The sequence below is a fragment of the Achromobacter sp. 77 genome, assembly GCF_020541125.1.
Classification (GTDB): Bacteria; Pseudomonadota; Gammaproteobacteria; order Burkholderiales; family Burkholderiaceae_B; genus Achromobacter; species Achromobacter mucicolens.
In genome coordinates this window covers 5080998-5103869 of the sequence record NZ_CP059848.1, presented here as the reverse complement: position 1 = coordinate 5103869, position 22872 = coordinate 5080998, and the positions used below count along the sequence as shown (strand labels likewise).

Annotated in this window: 21 protein-coding genes; 17 read left to right on the top strand and 4 right to left on the bottom strand. The window is 66.6% G+C overall.

Features of this window, described 5'->3' with window-relative positions:
- Position 1: 1 nt before the first annotated feature.
- The 14 genes from H4P35_RS23545 to H4P35_RS23480 all read left to right on the top strand — a co-directional run bounded on the left by H4P35_RS23545 (position 2) and on the right by H4P35_RS23480 (position 15122).
- Complete coding sequence (locus H4P35_RS23545; RefSeq protein ID WP_226847188.1) at positions 2–2008, top strand: aconitase family protein; 2007 nt, start codon at positions 2–4, stop codon at positions 2006–2008.
- A 261-nt stretch (positions 2009–2269) separates the two neighbouring features.
- Positions 2270–3130 (top strand): N-acyl homoserine lactonase family protein, encoded by an 861-nt coding sequence (locus H4P35_RS23540; RefSeq protein WP_226847186.1) that lies wholly within the window; start codon positions 2270–2272, stop codon positions 3128–3130.
- A gap of 9 nt (positions 3131–3139) precedes the next feature.
- Positions 3140–4123: an ABC transporter ATP-binding protein gene (locus tag H4P35_RS23535; protein WP_226847184.1), complete on the top strand. Its 984-nt coding sequence runs from the start codon at positions 3140–3142 to the stop codon at positions 4121–4123.
- The gene (locus H4P35_RS23530) at positions 4120–4833 is read left to right on the top strand and encodes an ABC transporter permease (protein ID WP_056325070.1); all 714 of its coding nucleotides are present in this window, start codon (positions 4120–4122) and stop codon (positions 4831–4833) included. Before H4P35_RS23535 ends, H4P35_RS23530 begins: the two co-directional genes overlap by 4 nt.
- Positions 4830–6209, top strand: a complete 1380-nt coding sequence (locus H4P35_RS23525; protein WP_226847183.1) for a GldG family protein — start codon at positions 4830–4832, stop codon at positions 6207–6209. Before H4P35_RS23530 ends, H4P35_RS23525 begins: the two co-directional genes overlap by 4 nt.
- Positions 6206–6784 (top strand): DUF4340 domain-containing protein, encoded by a 579-nt coding sequence (locus tag H4P35_RS23520; protein WP_226847181.1) that lies wholly within the window; start codon positions 6206–6208, stop codon positions 6782–6784. Before H4P35_RS23525 ends, H4P35_RS23520 begins: the two co-directional genes overlap by 4 nt.
- Before the next feature lie 244 nt (positions 6785–7028).
- Complete coding sequence (locus H4P35_RS23515; RefSeq protein ID WP_175234695.1) at positions 7029–7934, top strand: branched-chain amino acid ABC transporter permease; 906 nt, start codon at positions 7029–7031, stop codon at positions 7932–7934.
- Entirely contained in the window at positions 7934–8914 is a 981-nt protein-coding gene (locus H4P35_RS23510) for a branched-chain amino acid ABC transporter permease (protein WP_226847179.1), read from the top strand. The genes H4P35_RS23515 and H4P35_RS23510 overlap by 1 nt, the downstream gene beginning before the upstream one ends.
- 2 nt (positions 8915–8916) lie before the next feature.
- On the top strand, positions 8917–9657 hold the full coding sequence (locus H4P35_RS23505; RefSeq protein WP_056325083.1) for an ABC transporter ATP-binding protein: 741 nt from the start codon (positions 8917–8919) through the stop codon (positions 9655–9657).
- Between the two features lie 3 nt (positions 9658–9660).
- A complete protein-coding gene (locus tag H4P35_RS23500; protein WP_063956832.1) occupies positions 9661–10317 on the top strand; it encodes an ABC transporter ATP-binding protein in 657 nt (218 codons plus the stop codon).
- A gap of 20 nt (positions 10318–10337) precedes the next feature.
- Positions 10338–11774 (top strand): aldehyde dehydrogenase family protein, encoded by a 1437-nt coding sequence (locus H4P35_RS23495; RefSeq protein WP_226847178.1) that lies wholly within the window; start codon positions 10338–10340, stop codon positions 11772–11774.
- Positions 11775–11801: 27 nt separating this feature from the next.
- Positions 11802–12554, top strand: a complete 753-nt coding sequence (locus H4P35_RS23490; RefSeq protein WP_062839932.1) for a glucose 1-dehydrogenase — start codon at positions 11802–11804, stop codon at positions 12552–12554.
- A 101-nt stretch (positions 12555–12655) separates the two neighbouring features.
- A complete protein-coding gene (locus H4P35_RS23485) occupies positions 12656–13780 on the top strand; it encodes a zinc-dependent alcohol dehydrogenase family protein (protein ID WP_226847176.1) in 1125 nt (374 codons plus the stop codon).
- 37 nt (positions 13781–13817) lie between these two features.
- Entirely contained in the window at positions 13818–15122 is a 1305-nt protein-coding gene (locus tag H4P35_RS23480; protein WP_152382653.1) for an ABC transporter substrate-binding protein, read from the top strand.
- 73 nt (positions 15123–15195) lie between these two features.
- Here H4P35_RS23480 and H4P35_RS23475 read toward each other — a convergent pair whose 3' ends face one another.
- Positions 15196–17547 (bottom strand): cytochrome P450/oxidoreductase, encoded by a 2352-nt coding sequence (locus H4P35_RS23475; protein WP_226847175.1) that lies wholly within the window; start codon positions 17545–17547, stop codon positions 15196–15198.
- 151 nt (positions 17548–17698) lie between these two features.
- Positions 17699–18688, bottom strand: a complete 990-nt coding sequence (locus H4P35_RS23470; protein ID WP_056325097.1) for a tripartite tricarboxylate transporter substrate binding protein — start codon at positions 18686–18688, stop codon at positions 17699–17701.
- A 160-nt stretch (positions 18689–18848) separates the two neighbouring features.
- Between H4P35_RS23470 and H4P35_RS23465 the strand changes: the two genes are divergently transcribed.
- Together H4P35_RS23465 and H4P35_RS23460 are read left to right on the top strand one after the other, a co-directional pair.
- Positions 18849–19703 carry an IclR family transcriptional regulator gene (locus H4P35_RS23465; protein ID WP_226847174.1) on the top strand — a complete coding sequence of 285 codons (855 nt, stop codon included), beginning with the start codon at positions 18849–18851 and terminating at the stop codon, positions 19701–19703.
- A gap of 89 nt (positions 19704–19792) precedes the next feature.
- The gene (locus tag H4P35_RS23460) at positions 19793–20074 is read left to right on the top strand and encodes a helix-turn-helix domain-containing protein (RefSeq protein ID WP_226847173.1); all 282 of its coding nucleotides are present in this window, start codon (positions 19793–19795) and stop codon (positions 20072–20074) included.
- Positions 20075–20101: 27 nt separating this feature from the next.
- Here H4P35_RS23460 and H4P35_RS23455 read toward each other — a convergent pair whose 3' ends face one another.
- Entirely contained in the window at positions 20102–21142 is a 1041-nt protein-coding gene (locus tag H4P35_RS23455; protein WP_226847172.1) for a DUF2235 domain-containing protein, read from the bottom strand.
- 316 nt (positions 21143–21458) lie between these two features.
- Entirely contained in the window at positions 21459–21884 is a 426-nt protein-coding gene (locus H4P35_RS23450; protein ID WP_226847171.1) for an organic hydroperoxide resistance protein, read from the bottom strand.
- Positions 21885–22125: 241 nt separating this feature from the next.
- On the opposite strand from H4P35_RS23450, the gene H4P35_RS23445 reads away from it, so the two are divergent.
- On the top strand, positions 22126–22872 hold the full coding sequence (locus tag H4P35_RS23445) for a 5'-methylthioadenosine/adenosylhomocysteine nucleosidase (RefSeq protein ID WP_063956815.1): 747 nt from the start codon (positions 22126–22128) through the stop codon (positions 22870–22872).

The window sequence follows — 22872 nt, the reverse complement described above, 5'->3', positions numbered from 1 at the left end:
CATGACTGCCGTATCTGTACTCGACGCCCCGGCCCGCCTGCTGTTTCTGACGCAGGACCCCATCCGGGTGGCCGCGCAACTGGGCGGCGCGGCGCTGACCCTGCCCGAGGCTGCTCCGCTGCGCGACGACATTTCCACCGACGAAATCACGCCGGTGCCGATCCTGACGCACTTCGACGAGAAACTGGGCCGGTATCCGTACACGGGATTTCGGGCGGGCGACTCCCAGCCCATCGGCATCGACGCGATCCGGCAGTCAGGCATCAACGTCGTGGTCGCGGGCAAGCGGTATGGCAAGGGCTCGTCGCGCGAGCACAGCCCGATGGCCGAAAAGTCCGCCTGCGTGCGGCTGGTGATCGCCGAGAGCTTTGAACGCATCTACCGCCAGAACGCCGACAACATCGGGCTCTACACCAGCACCGACATGGGGCTGGTGGCGCGCCTGCAGGCGGGCGAATGCATCACGGTCGACGAGATCGTGACTGGTCGCGACGCGCTGGCTGCGGCCATCGTCAAGGCGGGCGGTCTGCTGGCATTCGGCCAGGCGCAGTTGCGCGATGTGTCGGAGGCGGCCGGCCCGGTTGCCGGGCATCCCGCGGCCGATCCCGCCGCGCCGGACGTCGGGCCGCCGCGCACCCTGTTTGAAAAGATCATCCTGCGCCATCTGCTGCGAACGCCCGCGACCGCCGCCGACCCCCGGCAAGGCGACGGCGTCTTCCTGCGCGCGGACTGGCGCTTCATCCATGAGTACTACACCGGCATGGCGGCCCATATGCTGCATGCGCGGTTTGGCCGGCCCCTGCGTTTGGTGGATCCGGATCGCATCGTGGTGTTCGAGGACCACACGTCCTACGTCGAGGAAAGCCCCAATCATGTGCGCGCCGGCATCGTGCCCAACGTGCGCGCCATGTGCCAGGCGCAGCGCGACTTCGCCGACGCCTACGGCCTGCGCCAGCACCGGACGCTGACCGAAGCCGAGGCGGCGCGCGACACCGGCGTCAACGTGGCGGGCATCTCGCACGCCATGATGGCCGAACACTACGTGCTGCCGGGGCAGGTCGTCGTGGGCACCGACTCGCACACGCCGCACAGCGGCGCGCTGGGCTGCGTGGCCTTCGGCGTGGGAACCACCGACATGGCCAACGCGTTCATCACCGGCGCGGTGCGGCTGACGCTGCCCGCGTCCCTGCGCGTCGAGCTGGACGGCGCGCTGCCGGCCGGCGTCACGGCCAAGGACATCGTGCTGCATCTTTTGGCGCTGCCCGAGATCCGGGCGGGCGCGGGCGTGGGCAAGGTGTTCGAGTTTGCCGGCCAGGCCGTCGCGGCCCTGTCCATCGACGAACGCGCCACGCTGACCAACATGACCGCCGAACTGGGCGGCCTGACGGGCATCGTCGCGCCCGATGCCGAGACCGCCCGCTTCCTGCGTGAACGCCGCGGCGTGGATGCCGGCATCGCGCCGTGGATGCGCAGCGACCCGGGCGCGGTCTACGCGGCCACCCTGCGCGTGGACTGCGCGGCGCTGTCGCCCCTGGTGGCCGCGCCGGGCGATCCGGGCAATGGCGTGCCGCTGTCCAGCCTGACGGCGCGCCCGCGCATCGACATCGCGTATGGCGGCTCCTGCACGGCCGGCAAGCGCGAGGATTTCGATTACTACCATCAGGTGCTGGCGTGGGCGGTGGCGCGCGGCGTGCGGCTGCCGGACGGCGTGACGCTTTATCTGCAATACGGCACCACGGCCGTGCGCGACTACTGCGTGGCGCGGGGCTACGACAAAACCTTTGCCGCCGTGGGCGCGCGCATCCTGCAGCCGTCCTGCGGCGCGTGCGCCAACTGCGGACCGGGGTCATCCACCGACGACTCGCAGGTCACGATCAGCGCCATCAACCGGAATTTCCCCGGCCGCTCGGGCCCCGGCAGCGTCTGGCTGGCCAGTCCGCCCACCGTCATGGCCAGCGCGCTGGCCGGCGAGCTGGTGTCGTTTGCCGAGCTGCAGGCGCGGTACTAGGGTTCCCCCCCACTTCGCCCGCCGCGAAGCCCAGCTTCACAAATCCTTAATTGGCAGCCAATCCGGGCTGCGTCAGAGTGCGCAACAGAGAAAACGGCCGCCAGATGCCGTTTCCGGCCACGCGCTGCTCGTGGCCCCGCCGCAAGGCGCCTTCGCACGGAAAACACCTGTCGACGATGTCAACCCGGGACACACCGGGAGCTTGCTGATCGGCCGCGCCGTCCAGGCTGCGGCTTCCCCTGTTGGTCCGAGGAGACAACAATGCGCAAGAGCTGGAAGGCAATGGTTGGGGCGGTGGCGGTCATGGCGGGCGGATGGGCACACGCCGCCGACGCGCCGCCGGTGGACGTGAAGCTGATGCAGCTGTCGGTGGGCAAGATCGAGCTGGACAAGGGCTTCATGACCGCCATGGTGGACGTGGGCACCAAGATCAAGATTCCGGTGCCGGCCTATGTGATCCAGCACCCGCGCGGCCTGGTGCTGTTCGACACCGGCATGAACCAGGCCACGGCCGATGGCAACTGCGCCAATTACTGGGGGCAGGGGCTGTGCGGCGCCTTCAATTCCATCCAGGGCCGCGACGAGGTCATCGACCGCCAGCTCAAGGCCGCCGGCTTTGACGTCAGCGACGTCAAGTACGTCGTGTACTCGCACTTCCATCTGGACCACGCCGGCAACATCAAGATGTTCCCCAAGGCCAAGCACGTCGTGCAGAAGGCCGAGCTGCGCGCCGCCTGGTGGCCAGAAAAATTCCAGCGCGCCGCCTATGTCATGAAAGACTTCGACACCACGCGCGACTACGACTTCATCCAGGTGGAGGGCGACTTCGACCTGTTCGGCGACGGCACCATCGTATTGCTGGACACCAAGGGCCACACGCAGGGCCACCAGTCGCTGCAGGTCAAGCTGCCCAAGACCGGCACGGTGCTGCTGGCCGCGGACGCCATCTACACGGGTGAAAACGAGGCCGGCGTCATTCCCGGCATCACCTGGAACACGGCCGCGTCCATGCAGGCCATCGACCGGCTCAAGCAGATCCGCGACGCGCGCCAGGGCCAACTCTGGTACAGCCACGACGCGGCGCAGCACGCGCAGAACGCCAAGACCAAAGTCTTCGACTGAAGGCCCCCCATGGAGCCCGCCGTCGCCTTGCATCAGGTCAGCAAGTCGTTCGGGTCCCGTCAGGTCCTGGAATCCCTGAGCCTGTCCGTCAGGCCCGGGGAAATCCTGGGCCTTCTGGGACCGAACGGCAGCGGCAAGACCACCACGCTGCGCCTGATGGCGGGTTTTTACACGCCCGACAGCGGGCGCATCGCCATCCGGGGCCGCGAGCCCGTGCCGGGACGCGGCAACGCCGACATCGGCTATCTGCCCGAGCGCGCGCCCCTTTATGACGCGCTGACGGTCACCCAGTATCTGGAGTTCGGCGCCGGCGTGAAGGTGCAGGGCGGCGCCCGCGCGCGCCGCCAGGCCATCGAACGCGCCATCGACGGCTTTGACCTGCAAGGCGTGGCGCGCTCGGTGATCGGGCGGCTGTCCAAGGGGCAGCGCCAGCGCGTGGGGCTGGCGCAGGCCGTGCTGAACGACCCGCCGGTGCTGCTGCTGGACGAAGCCACCAACGGCCTGGATCCCGTGCAGATCGTGGAAGCCCGCGCCATGATCCGGCGCTGCGCCGAAGGCCGCGCGGTGGTGTTCAGCAGCCATTTGATGCAGGAAGTCGAGGCGCTGTGTTCGCGCATCGCGATCCTGCGGCAGGGCCGGCTGGTCCAGGACCAGCCGCTGGGCGAATCGCAGGCGGCGCTGCAAATGCAGCTGTCCCTGCCCGCGGCCGGGCATGCCGCCTTGCACGCAGCGTTGTGCGCGTGCCCGGGCGTGAAGGCGGTGGACATCACGCCGCTGGATGCCGGCGCCAGCAAGTGGCGGGTTACGTGGGACCCGCCGGGAGCAAGCGCGACTTCCAACGCGACCACCAACGCCGCTGCCTGCGACGCAGTCATGCGCACCGCGCTGGCGCACGCGGAACTGCGCGCCGTGCTACCCGCGCAGGAAGCGGTCGAGGCCCGCCTGCTGGCGGCGCTGGCGCCCAACGATCCCCCATTACGGAGACGCGCATGAAGGGTTTCGCGGCCTTGTACCGCAAGGAACTGCGCACCGACTTCGGTTCGCCCGTGGCGCTGGCCGTGGTGGCGGTGTTCTGGGCTCTGTCGGGCTATCTGTTCAGCTTCAACCTGTTCTTTGTGAGCACCGGGCAGATGGTGACGGCGTTTCACAACATGACCATCCTGCTGATGCTGGTGATGCCGCTGGTCAGCATGCGCGCCTTCGCGGAAGAGGCGCGGCAGGGCACGCTGGAATTGCTGCTGACGCTGCCGCTGTCGGACTTCACGCTGGTGGCGGCCAAGTATGCGGCGGGGCTGACCATGCTGGCGCTGATGCTGGCGGGCACCATGTCGGCGGTGTTGCCGCTGGCCTGGTACGGCGAGCCGGATTACGGCCCCATCGTGGGCGGCTACATCGGCGTGTTCCTGTACGGCGCGCTGTTCCTGGCGATCGGCATTGCCGTGTCCAGCGCCTGCTCGAACCAGATCGTGGCCGCCAGCGCCACGTGGGGCATCCTGGTGCTGTTGTGGTTCATCGACTATCCCGCCGCGCTGGACGCGTTTCCGGCGCTGTCGCCGTTCTTTCAAGCGTTGTCGCTGTCGGCCCAGCATGTGGACTTCATCCGGGGCGTGCTGCCCGGGCCGGCCACGGTGACCCTGGCCAGCGTCACCGTGCTGGCCCTGATGGTGGCCTCGGTCAACCTGAAGCGCTGGAGGCTGCGATGACCCCCGCCCTGCGCCGTGCCGGGCGGCGGTTGTCGCTGTGGCTGCCGGTGCTGGCCGTGGCCGCGCTGCTGCTGGCGCTGAACTTGTGGGCGTCGCGCAATCTGGGACGCATCGACCTGACCGCGCAGCGGGTCTACAGCCTGGCCCCGGAAAGCCTTGAGGTCGCGCGGCAGATCCGTCAGCCTGTCGAGGTGACATGGTTTTACGACCTGCGCAACAAGAGCATGGTCGACGCGTTGGAACTCCTGCGGCAGTACGAGCGCCAGAATCCGCTGATCCGCGTGCGCGGCGTGGACCCCGCGCTGCGGCCCGCCGAGGCGCGCGCCGCCGGCATCCAGTTCGCGGGCAGTGCGGTGCTGGCCTCGGGCGCGCGGCGCACCACGATCAACGGCGGCACCGAAACGGACTTCACCAATGCGCTCATCCGCATCAGCCAGAATGGGGCGCAGACGGTCTGCTTCACGCAGGGCCACCGCGAGGCGACGCTCGACAGCCTGACGTCGCTGGACGACCTGGAAGATCACAGCAGCGACGAAAACCTGGTGGCGCGCGTCGAGGTGCACGAACAGCACGGCATGGCGATGGCGCGCAACGCCCTGCAGACGCTGGGGTTTTCCACGCGCGCGGTGGGCGCGGGCAGCCTGGCGCAAGCCTTGCCGGGCTGCGCCGTGCTGGTGGCGGCCGGTCCGCGCACGCCGTTCGGCGACGACGATGCGCAAGCGCTGCGCCGCTGGACCGGCGCGGGCGGCAAGACGCTGTTGCTGCTGGAACCCGACACGCGGCACGGGTTGGACGGCCTGCTGGCGGACTTCGGCATCTCGCTCGCGCCGGGCGCGCTGGCCGATCCGGGCAGCCACTACCGCAACGATCCCGGCAGTCCCGCGGTCAGCGACTACACGCGCCACAAGATGACGCGCGGCCTGCCGCTCAGCTTCTTTCCCGGCGCGGCGGGACTTGAGCCGGCGGCAGACGCCTTGCCGCCAGGCGTGGTGGTCACGCCGCTGGCGCAGACGTCAGCCGCAGCGCATCCCCCGGGGCAGCCTGCCTCGCGCTACACGCTGATGGCGCTGGCCACGCGCAACGCGCAGGCCGCCAGCGCGGAAGGCGCGGCCCATCCCACGCTGCTGGTGGCGGGCGACAGCGACTTCGCCATCAACCGGCATTTCGCCACGCTGGGCAATGGCGCCCTGTTCACCAACGCCGTCACGCTGCTGGCGGGTGACGACGCGCTGCTGACGATCCGGCCCCGCCATTACGAGAACCGCCGCGTGGAACTGACCAACCGCCAGATGCGCGCCGTGTTCTGGACCAGCACGGTGGCCCTGCCGCTGCTTGCGCTGCTGACGGGACTGCTGCTGTGGTGGAGGCGCCGTTGAAGGCCGGGCGCCTGCTGTGGCCCGGGCTGCTCGCGGCCGGCATCGCCCTGTCGGCATGGCAATGGCAAGAAGCCGCGCATGCCCCGGCGCATCATCACGGCCATACCCATCTGCATGACGACAGCGGCAAGCCTGCCAGGCTCTACGCATGGGAGGCCGACAAGGCCGCGCTGGTCACCCTGGACGGTCCGGGAGGCTCGGTCCGCCTGACACGGCAGGCGCAGGGCTGGGTCGCATCCCCGGAGGGCACGGCGGCAGGCTTTGATGCGGCGGGCTTTGTGGCGCTGTTTTCGCAGGCGCGCAGCGACCGCACGCTCACGCCCGAGGACGGCGAAACGTATGGGCTTACACCGCCGCAGTTGCGCATCGATGTGCGCGATGCCGCGGGCGCGAGGCTTGCACAGCTGGACGTCGGCGCGCTTGCGCCGGATGGACTAGGCCGTTATGTACGCCTGCCGGACGAGGCGCAGATCCGGATTATCCCGGACTATCAAACACGGGCGCCGCTGGCGGCGTTGGGGCAATCCACACCCACTCCATCGCTTGTTAAACCCGCCTTGCACAAAGATAAATAGCAGGCCGATTCACCCCTACCTATACTTCGCACACATACACAGGCGGACGTGCCCACGCCGTAGCGGGGCGGGCCTCCAGCCTGCAATAAAAGGGCCTCCCGGCGGCTGGCGCTGTGCGCCAATCAGCACGGAAAGGTTGATAACGAGACAAGGGCGCGCCGGGCGCGCCCGGGCGCAAGCCCGCACGCCGCGCGTGGCATGTTGAAATCGCCGCCGCCGTGCTCAGCGTATTGGGAGAAGACGCTTGACCTTGGATCTATTGCCTCTCGCCTTGGTGGATGGCGTGGCATACGCCAGTCTGCTGTTCCTGGTATCGATGGGGTTAACCCTGGTGTTCGGGGTGATGGGCATCCTGAACGTCGCGCACGGCGCGTTCTACGCCTTTGGCGGCTATGCCGCGGCCAGCCTCGTCATGTTCCTGGCGCCCAAGACCGACTCGCCCATCCTCCTGTTCGCGGCCTTGTTCGTGGCCGCCATCGCCATCGGGCTACTGCTTGGCAGCATCATGGAATTCGTCCTGATCCGCCGCGCACAGAACTACGACCCCATTCTCAAGCTGCTGCTCACCTTCGGCGCCTTCCTGATGCTGGAAGACATCCAGCGCATGCTGTGGGGCGCGCAGCCCTATAGCGCCAGCGAAGTCGTCAACCGCCTGGGCAACATCGAGATCGGCGACATCACCTATACCACCTACCAGCTTGTGGTCGTGCCGGTCACGGCGCTGCTGGCCTACGTGTGCCTGGAATTCTTCCTGCGTCACACCAAGCTGGGCAAGCAGACGGTGGCCACCACGCACAACCGCGAAGTCGCCACGTCGCTCGGCATCAACGCCAAGAAGATCGGCTACGTCACCTTCGTGATCGCGACCATCCTGGGCGCGCTGGGCGGCGCGCTGGCCTCGCCCACCACCTCGCTGGTGCCGGGGGCGGGCACCGACATGACCGTGCTGTCCTTTGCCGTGGTCGCTACCGCGGGCCTCGGCCAGATCACCGGCGCGCTGATCGCCGCGCTGCTCATCGGCATCATCCGCGCCATCGCCGTGTACGCGGCGCCGGAACTGGAAGTCGCCGTGCCCTACATCATCATGGTGCTGGTGCTGATCATCCGACCGCACGGCCTGTTCACCGTTGCCCAAGCGAGGACGATCTGATGAAAGTCCCTGTCCTGAGCGTGCTGGCCGCGCTGTTCACGCTGTTTCTTGGCTACACCTATTCCTGGACCATCACGCCCATCGTCATCGGCCTGACCTACGCCATCGCGGCGCTGGGCGTGTCGGTGATGGCGCGCGCCGGCCAGATCTCGTTCGGCCACGCCATGTTTGCCTGCATCTCGGCGTATACGGTGGCGTTCCTGGCCAAAGCCATGCCCGGGCTGGACGCGCTCGTCCTGATCCTGGCCGGCGTCGTCGCCAGCTTTGTCGCCGCCGTCGTCATCGGCCTGTTCGTCGTGCGTTACCGCGGCATCTTCTTCGGCATGTTGAACCTGGCGCTCAGCATGGTGCTGTTCGCGCTTCTGGGCAAGCTCTACACGCTGACCGGCGGCTCGGACGGCATGCGCATCGTGCGCCCGACCTTGGCCGGCATCGTGATGGAGCGCGAATCCTTCGAACGCGCGTTGCTGGTGCTGACGCTGGTCCTGTCGCTGGTGCTGGCCTGGTGGGTGCAGCGTTACTTCCGCTCGGGCAGCGGCCAGGCGCTGTCGGCCATCAAGACCAACGAAACCCGCATCGAATACCTGGGCTTTTCCGCCTACTTCATTATGTGGAAGGGCTACCTGCTGTCTGCCGTGGTGGTCGGTTTCTCGGGCGCGATCCTGGCGCTGATGCAGGGGCTGGTCACGCCGGAAATCGGCTCGTGGCTACGTTCCGGCGAGTTCGTCTTCATCACCATCCTGGGCGGCGCGGGCCATGCCGCCGGCGCGTTCCTGGGCGCGGTGGGCTTCGAAACCGTCAAGCTCGTGTCCGCCGCCTACTTCCCCGGCCTGTGGCAATTCCTGCTGGGCCTGACGCTGATCCTGGTCATCTTCATGTTCCCCACCGGCTTCGTCGGCCAGATCACCAAGCGCATCCGGTCGCGGGAACGCGCCCAGCGCCGCGCGCAGGCGCCCCTGCAGGCCGCGGCAAGGAACTGACGATGAAACCGCTCATTCAAACCACCGACCTCTATCTGGCCTTCGGCGGCGTGGTGGCCGCCGACAACATCAACTTCGAACTGCACGAAGGCGAACGGCTGGCCGTGATCGGCCAGAACGGCGCGGGCAAGACGACCTTCATCAACATCTGCACCGGCTACCTCACGCCATCGAAGGGCAAGGTCTATTTCGACGGCAAGGACGTCACGGCGATGGCCCCGCGCAAGATCGTGCGGCTGGGCATGGGGCGCTCGTTCCAGCTTCCGCAGCTTTTTACCGAACACACCGTGCGTCAGTGCGTGCAGATCGCGGCCGCCCGGCGCAACAAGGAACTGAGCTGGTTCCGGTCGCTGGAAAGCACCATCGACGCCCGCGAGGTGGACGCGACGCTGGACTTGGTGGGCCTCTTGCCCGATGCCGACGAAGCCTGCATCGAGCTGCCCGAAGGCAAGCGCAAGCTGCTGGACGTGGCGATGGCGCTGGCGTTGCAGCCCAAGTTGCTGATCATGGACGAACCCACCAGCGGCGTTGCATCGGAAGACAAGTTCGCGCTGATGGAAACCGTCATGCACGCGCTGGACGAGCGCCGCGTCACCAGCTGGTTCGTCGAGCACGACGTGGACATCGTGTCGCGCTACGCCACCCGCGTGGCGGCCTGGATCGCGGGCAAGGTGGCCGCGGACGGCTCGCCCGAGGACGTCTTGAACAATCCGCAGATCAGAAGCGAAGTGCTGGGGGCCTGAACCATGTTGAACCTATCGGCCATCAACGTCGACCTGGCGGGCAATCGCATCCTGCGCGACGTCAGCGCCAACTTTGAAGCGTCCCGCACCATCGGCATCGTGGGCCGCAACGGCGCGGGCAAGACCACGCTCCTGCGCACCATCATGGGCCTGACGCGCATTCGTTCCGGCAAGATCGCGTTCGACGGCACCGACCTGACGTCGCTGCCCGGGCACAAACGCGCCGCCATGAAGGTGGGCTACGCGCCCGAGGACCGTGTCATCTTCCCGACCATGACGGTCGAGGAAAACCTGCATCTGCCGTGCGAGGTGCAGGGCCAGTCCAAGGCCGAGATCCAGGCCCGCATGGACACGGTGCTGAAGGTGGTGCCGCAGCTGGAACCGATGCTCAAGCGCTCGGGCTCCGCGCTGTCGGGCGGGCAGGGCAAGATGGTGGCGCTGGCGCGCGCCGTCATGGTCGGCACCCGGCTCTTGATGCTGGACGAGCCCTTTCAGGGGCTCGCGCCCAAGCTGGCGCGCGACTACACCGAGGCGCTGGGCCGCCTGAAGGAAATGCAGCCCGACCTGTGCGTGGTCATCACGGAATCCAACGTGAAGCTGCTGGGCGACATCCCCGACCAGATATGGACGATCGAGCGCGGCTCGATCACGCTGAACTGATACCCCACGGAGACATTTCCATGACGCAGATGATTATCGGCGGCCGCCAGGTCGATGCCCAGGACGGGCGCACGATCGAGGTCGTTTCCCCCGTAGACGGCGAGGTCTTCACCACCATCCCGCGCGGTCAGCAGGCCGACGTGAACGCGGCAGTGCAGGCCGCGCGCGATGCGCTGGAAGGCGCGTGGGGCGACATGACCGCGCTGGAGCGCGGCCGCCTGCTGATGCGCCTGGGCGAGATCGTGCTGGCGCACCACGAAGAGCTGGCGCAGCTGGAGTCGCGCGACACCGGCAAGCCCATGTCCACCGCGCGCGGCGACATCACGGTACTGGCCCGCTACTTCGAGTTCTACGGCGGCGCGGCCGACAAGGTCCACGGCCAGACCATCCCGTTCCAGAAAGACTATTCGGTGCAGCTCATCCGCGAGCCGCTGGGCGTTACCGCCCACATCATTCCGTGGAACTACCCCGCGCAGATGTTCGGGCGCAGCGTGGCGCCGGCGCTTGCCATGGGCAACGCCGCGGTGGTCAAACCCGCCGAGGACGCCTGCCTGTCGATCATCCGCGTGGCCGAACTGGCCCTGGAAGTCGGCTTTCCGCCGGGTGCGCTGAACATCGTGACGGGCCTGGGCGAAGAAGCCGGCGCCGCGCTGTCGCGCCATCCCGGCATCAATTTCATCACCTTCACCGGCTCCAACGAAGTCGGCGTGCTGGTCCAGCAGGCGGCCGCCCTGAATGCGGTCAAGTGCGTGCTGGAACTGGGCGGCAAGTCGGCGCACATCGTGTTTGACGACGCCAACTACAAGCTCGCCATTCCGGCCATCGTCAAGGGCATCGTCCACAACACCGGCCAGACCTGCACGGCGGGCAGCCGCCTGCTGGTGCAAAAGGGCATCTACGCGGACTTCATGAAGGCGCTGGGCGAGGAATTTTCCAAGGTGCGCGCCGGCACGCCGGACATGGACCTGACCTGCGGACCGGTCGTCAACAAGGCGCAATACGAGCGCGTCAACCGCTACATCGCCAAAGGGCTGTCCGACGGCTTGAAAGTGGCTGCCGAGGGCGGCATCGCGGACGGCGTGCCCAAAGGCGGCTTCTTCGTCAAACCCACGCTCTTTGCCGCTGCCAATCACGACAGCGACCTGCTCACGCAAGAGATCTTCGGGCCCGTGCTGGTTGCGTTGCCCTTCGCGGACGAGGCCGAGGCCATCCGCCTGGCCAACGCGACGGACTACGGCCTGTTGGGCGCGGTCTGGACCGAAAACGGCGGGCGCCAGCAGCGCGTGGCGCGCGGCATCAAGTGCGGCCAGGTCTACATCAACGGGTTTGGCGCCGGTGGCGGCGTGGAGCTGCCCTTCGGCGGCGTGAAGAAAAGCGGCCATGGCCGCGAGAAAGGCTTCATCGCGCTGGAAGAAATGAGCACGACCAAGACCCTGATTCAGTTCTATGGCGAGTGATCGCCGCGCACAATACGGAGACAGAAAATGAGCCAGTTGCAAGGCAAGGTTGCGATCGTCACGGGCGGGGGCAACGGTTTCGGCGAAGGCATCGTCAAGCTGTACGCCAAGGAAGGCGCCAAGGTCGTGATCGCCGACATCAATAAAGAGGCCGCCGACCGCGTGGCCTTTGATATCGGCGACGCCGCGCTGGCCGTGAAGGCCGACGTGTCCAGCCGCGCCGACATCGACAACGTGGTGCGCGCCGCGCTCGACAAATTCGGTACTGTGGACATCGTGGTCAACAACGCCGCCATCACCCACAAGAACCAGCCGATGCTGGACGTGGACGAGGCCACCTTCGATCGCATGTTCGACATCAACGTCAAGTCGATCTACCACATGGCGCAGGCCGTCGTGCCTGTCATGCGCAAGCAAAAGCGCGGCGTGATCCTGAACATCGGCTCGACGGCCGGCATCCGTCCGCGCCCCGGACTCAGCTGGTACAACGCGTCCAAAGGCGCGGTCAACGTGCTGTCCAAGTCGATGGCCGTGGAGCTGGGCGGCGAAGGCATCCGCGTCAACGCCATCTGCCCGGTCATGGGCGTGACCGGCATGTTCGAACTCTTCATGGGCCTGCCCGACACGCCCGAGAACCGCGCCAAGTTCGTGTCGACCATTCCGCTCGGCCGCTTCTGCCAGCCGTCCGACGTGGCCGCGGCCGCGCTGTTCCTGGCCAGCGACGCCGCCGAGTTCATCACCGGCGTGGAGTTCCCTGTCGACGGCGGGCGCACGGTGTAGGGTTGGGCGCCGGCTTGCCGGGGTCGCAAGACTCCGCTCGCGCCGGCACGCCGGATGCCGCGACCGCCCGCGGTCCGGATCACTTCTGTGGATGAAGACGCATGAAAATCAAAGCGGCGTTATTGCGGCAAGTGGGGGTCGAAGGACCGTACGCGCAGTCCCGGCCCCTGACCATTGCGGACATCGAGCTGGACCCGCCGGGCGTTGGCGAGGTGCTGGTCAGAATCCGTGCGGCAGGGCTGTGCCATTCGGACCTGTCCGTCATCAACGGCGACCGCCCGCGCGGCGTGCCGATCGTGCTGGGCCATGAATCGTCGGGCGAAGTCGTCGAGACCGGCGCCGGCGTCACGGACCTGAAGGCCGGCGATCACGTCGCCATGGTGTTCGTGCCCAGCTGCGGCTGCTGCAACCCCTGCATGGAAGGCCGGCCCGCGCTGTGCGAACCCGGCGCCGTGGCCAACACGAAAGGAACGCTGCTGGGCGGCGAGCGCCGGCTGCACATCGGCGGCGAATACATCAACCATCACACCGGCGTGTCCTGCTTTGCGGAATACGCCGTGGTGTCGCGGCGCTCGTGCGTCAAGGTGAATGTGGAACTCAGCCACCGCGAGGCCGCGCTGTTCGGTTGCGCCGTGCTGACCGGCGCCGGGGCCGTCATCAACCGCGCACGGATCAAGATGGGCGACACGGCTGCCATCGTCGGGCTGGGCGGCGTGGGCCTGAGCGCACTGCTGGCTGCGGTGGCCGCCGGCGCGCGCCGGGTGGTCGCCATCGACCTCAGCGACGAGAAGCTGGCGCTGGCGAAAGAACTGGGCGCCACGCACCTCGTCAACCCAAAACAGATCAAGACCGACGACGACCTCGTGGATCTGGCCGGCGGCCGTGTGGACTTCGGCTTTGACATGGCCGGCGCCGTGCCGGCCTTCGAAACCGCCTACAAGCTCACGCGCCGCGGCGGGGCGACGGTCACCTCCGGCCTGCCCAATCCCAAGTTCAGCTTTCCGCTGTCGCTGTCGCAGATGGTGGGCGAAGAGCGCGAGATCCGGGGCAGCTACCTGGGCTCGGGCGTGCCCGCCATCGACATCAGCCGCTACATCGACCTGTACAAGGCCGGCCGCCTGCCGGTCGACAGGATGATGGGGCAATCGTTTTCGCTGGACCAGATCAACGAGGGGTTCGATCACCTCGCCACCGGCGGCAGCCTGCGCGACGCCATCGTTTTTTAAGGGCACAGACCCGATCAACAACACTGGAGACAACACCATGAAGACCTCAAGACTGGCGGCCTTGCTGGGCGCCACCCTGCTGTCGGGCCTGACCACGCTGGCCATCGCCGCCGACAAGCCCAAGGAACTGAACGTCGGCATCTCGACCTTCCTGTCGGGCTCGGCGTCCGTATTCGGCGTGCCGGCGCGCGATGCGGCCGACATCCTGATCGAAGAGATCAACGCCGGCGGCGGCATCGACGGCGTCAAGATCGTGCCCAGCTACATCGACGAAGGCGGCGGCGGCGAAAAGCTCTTGTCCGAATACCGCCGTCTGGCCGAAGGCGGCACGCGCGTGATGCTGTCGGCCATTTCCAGCGGCCACTGCAACATCGTCGCGCCCGTGGCCGAGGACCTGAAGGTGCTGAACGTGCTGTGGGACTGCGGCACCGAGAAGGCGCTGGAAGGCAAGAAGTACAAGTACGTCGTGCGTACGCAGGCCAACGCCACCACCGAAATGGTCGCGCAGGTGCTGTACCTGATGAAGGTCAAGCCCGACTTCAAGACCATCGCCATCGTGAACCAGGACTACGCCTGGGGCCGCGATTCGCGCGACATCTTCCTGGCCGCGCTCAAGAAGTTCAAGCCCGACGTCAAGGTCGTCGCCGAGATGTTCCCCAAGTTCGGCGCCGCCGACTTCTCCACCGAAATCAGTCGCCTGCAGGCGCTGCGCCCGGATGTCATCGTCTCCACATCGTGGGGCGGCGACCTGGACAACTTCGTGCGCCAGGCCTCGCAACGCAACCTGTTCAAGAACTCCACCTTCGTGCTGTCGCTGGCCGAAAGCTCGCTGGAACGCCTGGGCAATGCCCTGCCCGAAGGCGTCCTGGTCGGCGCCCGCGGCGATCACTACTTCCTGCATCCGGAAACCAAGGACGATCCTAAGCACCAGGCCTTCGTGAAGAAATTCCACGACAAGACCGGCGCCTATCCGATCTACTCGGTCTATCACATGGTGCAAGGCATCTACGGCCTGAAGGCCGGCTACGAAAAGGCCATCAAGGACAACGGCGGCAACTGGCCCACGCCTGAACAGGTCGCCGCCGCCATGCACGACGTGACCTTCAAGGGCTACGGCCGCGAAGTGAAGATGCACCGCGCCGACGGCCAGGCTTTGGAAGCGCAGTTGTTCGGCGTGACCAAGAAGAGCGACAAGTACCCGTTCAAGGTCCTGTCCGACATCACCATCGTGCCGGCTGAGCTGGTGACGCCCGGGGTGACGGATACGTCGATGGCGTGGATCGAAAAGAGCCTGACGCCTGAGGTGTTGAAAAGCGACCAGATCAAGGTGTTCCCGAACTGATCGGGATGGACTGAGCAAGCAGCAGCGTGTGTAGTGCAGGGATGGCCCCGGCGTGAGCGCCGGGGCGTTTTTTTTACAGCTCCAACACCACCTTCTTCCCCCCGCAAGACCGCGAGCAGCACGCCATCATCTTGTTATTCGCCTCGCGTTCCGCCCGCGTCAGCACGACGTCGCGGTGGTCGATGTCGCCTTCCAGCACGCGCACCTCGCACGACCCGCACAACCCTTCCTCGCAGTCGCTCTGCACATCGATGTTGGCGCCGCGCAGCGCCGTCAGCAGCGTCTGGTCCGCGGGCACGGTGATGACGATGCCCGAATCCTTCAGCACCGCTTCAAACGCCTGTTCCTTCGACGGATCCAACGTCCCAAGCGTGGAATGGAAGTGCTCCACCCGCAGCGCATCTTCCGGCCACGCCGCGCAGCATCCCGCCAGCGCGTCCAGCAGGCCCTGCGGACCGCACGCATACACCTGCGTACCGGGGCGCGGTTCGGCAAGCAGGGCCGCATAATCGGCGCGGCTTCCTTCGTCCTTGACGTGCAGGTGCAGCCGGTCGCCGTGCAGCGCCGCCAGTTCGTCCGCCAGCGCCATGCACCGGCGCGAGCGTCCGCTGTAATGCAATTCATAGTCCAGCCCCAGCTCACGCGCACGCCGCGCCATCGCGCTGATGGGCGTGATGCCGATGCCGCCCGCGATCAGGATGAGCTTGGAAGCCGACTCGTCCATTCGGAAGTGATTGCGCGGGCCACGGATGCGCAGGCGCGCGCCGGGCGTGGCGTTCGCGTGCATCCACGCCGAGCCGCCACGGCCATCCGCCTCGCGCAGCACGGCAATTTCAAACACGCCGGTCTCGGCCGGGTCACCGCACAGCGAGTACTGGCGCGACAGGCCGGTGTCGCCGCATTCCACGTCGATATGCGAGCCGGGCGACCATCGGGGCAGCGGCTTGCCGTCGGGCGACACCAGCCGCAGCCGCAGGATGCCGTCCGCGGCCAGCTCTGCGCTTTGCACCACGACGGGCCGTGTGATGGCGTGCGATGAAGGCTCGCCGATGCGCACGGGATGCCTGCTTTCCAGCAGGGATGGGTTCGCGCGCTCCGGGTTCTGCGCCGGATCCCATTCCACCCACAGGTGTTCCGGCCCGCGGAAGGAGGTGTTGGGCACATAGGTGAAGGACTGCTCCGCCAGCTTCAGATGCGGCAGCCGGCGCGTCAGTTCTTCCAGAAAGATCTGCATCTCCATGCGCGCCAGGTTCTTGCCCATGCACTGGTGCGAGCCATAACCGAACGTGAGCTGATCGCTGGCGTTTTCTCGGCGGATGTCAAAGAGGTCGGCGTCTTCGAATTGGCCTTCGTCATGGTTGGCCGACGAGGTCACGATCAGCAGCTTGGAGCCGGCGGGAATCGCCACGCCCGCGATCTCGACGTCGCGCGTGGCCAGGCGGCGCCACGCGGCGACCGATCCGTTGTGACGAAGGCATTCCTCGACCGCATTGGGGATCAGGTTCGGATCCTCGCAGATCTCGCGCCAGGCCTGCGGATGCTGCAACAGCAGCTTGATGGCATTGGCCGACGCGTTGGCCGTGGTCTCGTGCGCCGCCACGATGCCGGCCATCATCATCGAATGCAGGTACGAATCGGTGACCACCTCCGGATGCGTCTGCTGCTTGCGCAAGCCGTATTGCATCCAGCCGGGGCCCGACGGGTCCTGCCGCATCTTGTCCAGGATCTTGCCGGCCAGCTGCCAGAAGTTGCCGACCGCATGCGCAACGGTGACCTGCTCCTCGGGCTTGGGGCGGCCCCAGGTGTTCACCGTGTGCGCGATGGAATATTGCCGCAGCAGGTCCATGTCTTCTTCGGGCACGCCCAGAAAGTGCAGCGCCACGGTCAGCGGCACTTCCCACAGCATCTGGTCGACGAGGTCGGCGCGGCCGTCGTCGATGAAGCGGTCCACGTATTCGCGCGTCAGACGGCGCACCATGGGTTCGTGATGCTTCAATTCTTCAGGCGTGAACGGATCCATCAGCACGCGGCGGCGCGGCATGTGTGCGGGCTCGTCCTCGTTTACCAGCGTGCGGTTCATGGCATAGCCATACGACGCGAGCACCGCGTTGGCCTCCGGCCCCGTCGGCGTGATCTTCTCCAGCGCGATCGACGGGCTGAACGTGATGTTGTCGCGGAAGATCGCCTTGATGTCGTCGTAGCGCGTCACGACCCAATAGCCCAATTGCGGACTGTAGAACACCGGCTCCTGCTCACGCGCCCAGCGCACGTATTCGGGCGGGTCCTGCTGATAGCCATCGCCAAAGGGATCGAACGCGGCGGCGCGCGCGCTGACCGGACAGCCCGTCGGGCTTTGCTCGGCGGACAGCGCAGCGTGATCGATGGGACAGCCCGAGGGGCGCGGCGTGGCGGATGCTTGGTTCATGAGGTCGTTCCGTGTGTTCGTCTTGCGGGCCCGCCGCGGGGTGCGGCACATGGTTGCGGCTGTGAATGCGGCGGGCCGGTGATGCGGGGTTCAACGTGATGCGGTCGAGCGTGATGCTCAGGCCGGCATGACGCGCATCCCCACGTAATGCTCAATCCAGCGTGATGCCCAGATCTTTGATCAGCTTCTGCCAGCGGGCGCGTTCGGCCGTCAGCATCTCGGCGTATTGCGCGGGCGTGTTGCCGATCGGCTCGATGCCGAACTCCACCAGGCGCTGGCGCGTGGCCGGGTCATTGATGGTCGCGACCACCTGCTTGTTCAGGGCGTCGATCACCGGCTTGGGGGTGGCGGCCGGCACCACCACGCCGACCTGCGCGGCGGCTTCCACGTTCTTCAGGCCGATCTCGGCGAACGTCGGCACGTCGGGCAATTGCGGCAGCCGCGTCGGATTGGCGACCGCCAGCGCCTTGACCTTGCCGCCGTTGATGAAGCCGGCGCCCGCGGCCAGGTCCACCATCATCGCGGGCACCTGACCGCCGGCGACATCCGCCAGGGCTGGCGAGGCGCCACGGTACGGCACGTGGGTCATCGTCAGGCCCGCCTCGACCTTCAGCAATTCCATCGCCAGGTGGTGCGGGCTGCCGGCGCCGGCCGAGGCGTAATCCAGGCCTTCCTTGCGTCCCTTGGCTTCGGCCAGGAATTCCTTGGCCGAGTTGACCTTCATGGCCGGGCCGACCACCAGGATCATCGGGAACCGCCCCATCAGCGTGACCGGCGCCAGATCCTTCGCCGGGTCATACGACAGCTTCTTGTAGAGGGCGGGGTTGAACACCAGCGTGCCGTTGTCGGCGGACAACATCGTGTAGCCATCGGCCGGGGCGCGCGCCGTTTCCGACGCCGCAATTGCCGTGTTGCCGCCCGGCTTGTTCTCGATCACCACCGGCTGGCCCAGGCGTCCGGTCAAGCCTTGCCCGATGCTGCGCGCCAGGAAGTCCGACCCGCCGCCGGCGGCATACGGCACGATCCAGCGCACGGGCTTGGACGGGTAATCGGCAGCCGCCTGCTGCGCGGACGCGCTGGCACAAGCCAAGAGGGGCAGGGCCATCAGGCCGGCCAGGATGTGGTGTTTAACACTGCGCATGGACAAGTCTCCTCGTTGTGGAATGTCAAAAGTGCATTCCTTATTTGCGTAAAGCATATACGCAATGCGTAATTTTTGAAGAAGGGTTAACCTTAGTGCCGCTCCAGGCTTTCGGTCCCTCGGTTGCCGGCGAGCCCTCTGTTACGGAGCCGTATTTCCAATGAGCAAAGCCGCCTTGCCGCCCGAATCCGACCTCGCGTCTGATCTTGAATCCGCCGAAGCCCCGGCCGTCCGGCCTCGCGAACGGCGGCAGCGGGTCCAGGCCGCGGAAACCGGCATGTCCGTCCTGAAAGGGCTTGCCCGCCTAGGCGGCCGCGCCAGCCTCACCGCGCTGGCCACCCACGTCGGCGAAAGCCCCGCCAAGGTGCACCGCTACCTCATGAGCCTCGTCGCCGAGGGCCTGGTCGACCAGGAAGTGGCGACGCAGCAATATCACCTGGGCCTCGAAGCGCTTTATGTAGGGGTAGCCGCCATGCGCCAGGCCGACCCGCTACGCATCGGCGAACCCGCGCTCGTTCGCCTGCGCGAAAGCCTGGCCGTCACGTGCTTCATCGCCGTCATGGGCAACAAAGGTCCCACCATCGTGCGGTTTGAGGAACCCGGCCTGCCGGTCACCGTGAACGTACGCGTGGGGTCGGTGCTGTCGTTGCTGTGGTCGGCGACGGGACGCGCGTTTCTTGGTTTGCTGGACGAGGCGCCCGTGCGGGCGCTGGCTGAGGCTGAATTGGCCAGCGCGCCTGCCGAGCAGCGAGCGCTGCTGGATCGCGACGATCCCATCGGCGTCTTGCGTCGAGACGTGCGGACGTTGGGGTGCGCCACGGTGAAGGACACGAACCTGCGCGGCATCAGCGCCGTCTCGGCGCCGCTGTATGACCATACCGGCCGGGTCTGCGCGGTATTGACGGCGCTGGGCGCGACCGGCGGTTTTGACGTTTCCGAGAGCGGGGCGGTGGTGGCCGCGGTAAAGCGCGAGGCGCTGGCGGCCAGTGTGGCGTTGGGGTACGTGGCGGGGTGATCCTGCGCAGAAGCCCCACAGATTCAGACCAATCCTCATCGACACTCCAATCGCGCCTTGCGACAGTGTTCGATGAAGGAGCTAAAACCGTGAGCAAGCAACGATACGACAGCGTGTGGGACGCCATCGAAAGCACGCCGACGGAAGCGGAAAACATGAAGTTGCGTTCCGCGCTAATGATGGCTTTGACAAGTCACCTGGCGCAGTCGGGGATGAGCCAGGCCCAGGCCGCCCGCCTATTTGGAGTAACGCAGCCCCGTGTGTCGGACCTGATGCGCGGCAAGATCAACCTGTTTGGACTAGATGCCTTGGTCGACATGGCGGCGGCCGCCGGGCTGCGTGTGGAAATGCGCCTGCACGAGGCTGCCTGATCACCCCTCGTATTTCGTGGCGAAAATTTACCTCCCCACCTCCAACTTCCCCAACGCATCCCGGAAATCCGGATACTCCTTCAGAAACGCCTGATTGCGCTCGAACCGCCGGACCAGCCGATCATCGATCGTCAGATTCAGGACCGTTTCCTTATCCCACACCCGCGGCCGCCGTTTCACCGGAATCGGCACCTTCTCCGTGAATTCCTTATACGAATCATGCGGTTCGCACTGTTCGTAATCCGTCGAGATCCGCTGCACCGTCCCCGCCTCCAACCCCGCCTGCCGCGCCTTTTCCTGTAGCCACGACGCCGGTAGCGTCTGCAGGCTTCCATCCTGATATCCGCCACCCACGTCGGAATGCGCGCCGATGAACCAGCGTTGCTCGACGGGCAGGTTTGCGGGGCGTGGCGGCGAGCCCGCGCGGCGGGTCCAGAGCGTCGGGAAGTACGGCTCGCGGTATTCGTTGGTGGCGATGGCGTGGTACGCGTTCAGGACGTGGTTGCTGAGTTCCGTGTCGTGAAAGTTGTAGAAGCTGGAAAAGCCGGGAAACGAGATGCCGCCCACGGGGATGCCCAGGCTGCCGACGGTGTCCCAGACGCCGACGAAGTGCAGGTCGGTGTCGCGCGAGAAGCGGTCGCGGAAGGCGGCGGCTTCCAGGGATGACGGGGTGCAGTCGTCGCGATACAGCGCGTAGGCCTCGGACACGTTGGCCTCGGAGGCTTCATTGAGCAGGCCGCATTTGCGCACCATGCCCGCGAGGCTGCGCGCGGAGTAGGCGCCGCGGCTGAAGCCGAAAAGGAAGATGCGGTCGCCGGGCTGGTGACGCTGGCAGAGCCAGCGGTAGCCCTGCCGGATGTTGGCCGACAGACCTGCGCCGAACGCGCCACCCATGAATTTGTCGATGGCTGCCCACAGACCCTGGCCTTGCGTGCCCACGCCCTCGATGTAGAGCGTTTCCTGCGTGCTGGTCTCGGGCGCGGCCTTGTAGAGCTCGTAGACGTTGGTGCGGTCGTTGGGTTCGTTCCACGTGCCGTCGAAGAAAACGGCGAGGTTCTTCTTGACCATGATCGTCTCCCCACACACAGATAAAGGCTTGCGATACCTATGCCGCTGGCCGGGACAACGCCTGCGTGAGGCAAGCTAGCATGCGCGGCGATCGCAGCAGGGCGCGGGGTTTCCCTGCTGCATGTCCGTACACCACCTTTTTGCCTAGCCCGAGGCGGGCGTCATCCTGAATTGCACGGGAAAACCGCCGATTCGCCGATTGCTGGAGTACGCCGTCACTACCGCATCAGTAGCAATCCAATACGGGAAAGGTTGGTATCCGATCAATGCAAAAAAGCGGCCCGCAGGCCGCCTATCCAGGGCACTTGAAACCGGGTCAGACGATCTGGAACTGCACGTCGATGTTGCCGCGAATCGCGCGCGAATATGGGCAAAGCTGATGCGCGGATTCCACAAGCAATTGCTTCTGTTCGCCAGACAGCCCCGGCAACGAGACGGCCAGCGTGACGCCTAGCGCGAAATGGGCGCCATTGTCGACTTTGCCCAGCGACACGCTGGCGTCGATGGCGATGTCGCGCGGCACGGTGATGCCGTGGGTGGCGCCGGCGCGCTTGATGGCGCCCATGAAGCAGGCGGAATAGCCCACGCCGAAGAGCTGCTCGGGATTGGTGCCGGGTTTGCCGGACCCGGGCGTGCTGAGCGTCACGTCCAGCGCGCCGTCGCTGCTGCGTCCGGCGCCTTCGCGGCCGGCGGTGGTGTGGGTGTGGGCGGTGTAGAGGATCTGCTCAAGGGGCTTTGCCATGATGACTCCGAAAAAGGGGGCGCGGCGTGGCCGCATCCTTGGGGTTGGGAGCCTGCATTGCATCAAGCGGCTGTATCGGTCATGTTTCGCCGGCAGGGCTGGCTCGCGTCACCGCGTATCCAGGCAACGCGCCGACACGCTGCGATACAAAGCCCCGTCATTGGCGGGCAAGGCGCCATTGGAGTATGTTGCGCGCTGGCGGCACGGGCCGCGCAACGCAACGATCACGGAAACACCACACATGGGACGTCTCGCCATTCTGGGCGCGCTGCACGAAGAGATCGCCGACCTGCTGGCGGCCATGGACCCCGGCGCGCAAACGCGCCGCATCGCCATGCGCGATTTTCAGGTGGGCACGCTGTGGGGCACGCCGTGCGTCATCGCGCTCAGCCGCATCGGCAAGGTGGCCGCGGCGGCGACGGCGTCCATCGTCATCCAGGAATTTGGCGTGACGCGCGTGCTCTTCACGGGCCTGGCGGGCGGCCTGCATCCGCAGGTGCGCGTGGGCGACGTGGTCGTGGCCGACGCTTTGATGCAGCACGACATGGACGCACGTCCCTTGTTCGGCCGCCATGAAATCCCGCTGTTAGGACGCGAACGCTTCGATACGGATGCCGCGCTGAGCGCGCTACTGCTGGACAGCGCACGCGACTTTGCGGGAAAGGGTGGCCTGCCGGCCGCAAGCGCCACGCCGCGCGTCCATCATGGTCTGATTGCGACGGGCGACATTTTCGTGAACGACAACGACCTGGCGCACACGCTGCGCGAGCGTCTGCCAGATGCCCTGTGTCTGGAGATGGAAGGCGCGGCGATGGCGCAGGTGTGCCACGAGTTCGGCGTGCCGTTTGCCGTGATGCGCGTGATTTCCGACAGCGCCGATCACACGGCGAAGACGGATTTCACGGACTTTCTGGTGAATCTGGCGCGGCTGTACACCGCCGGCATCCTGAAGCCGCTGCTGCAATCGGGCGCGCTGCGCGACGCCTGA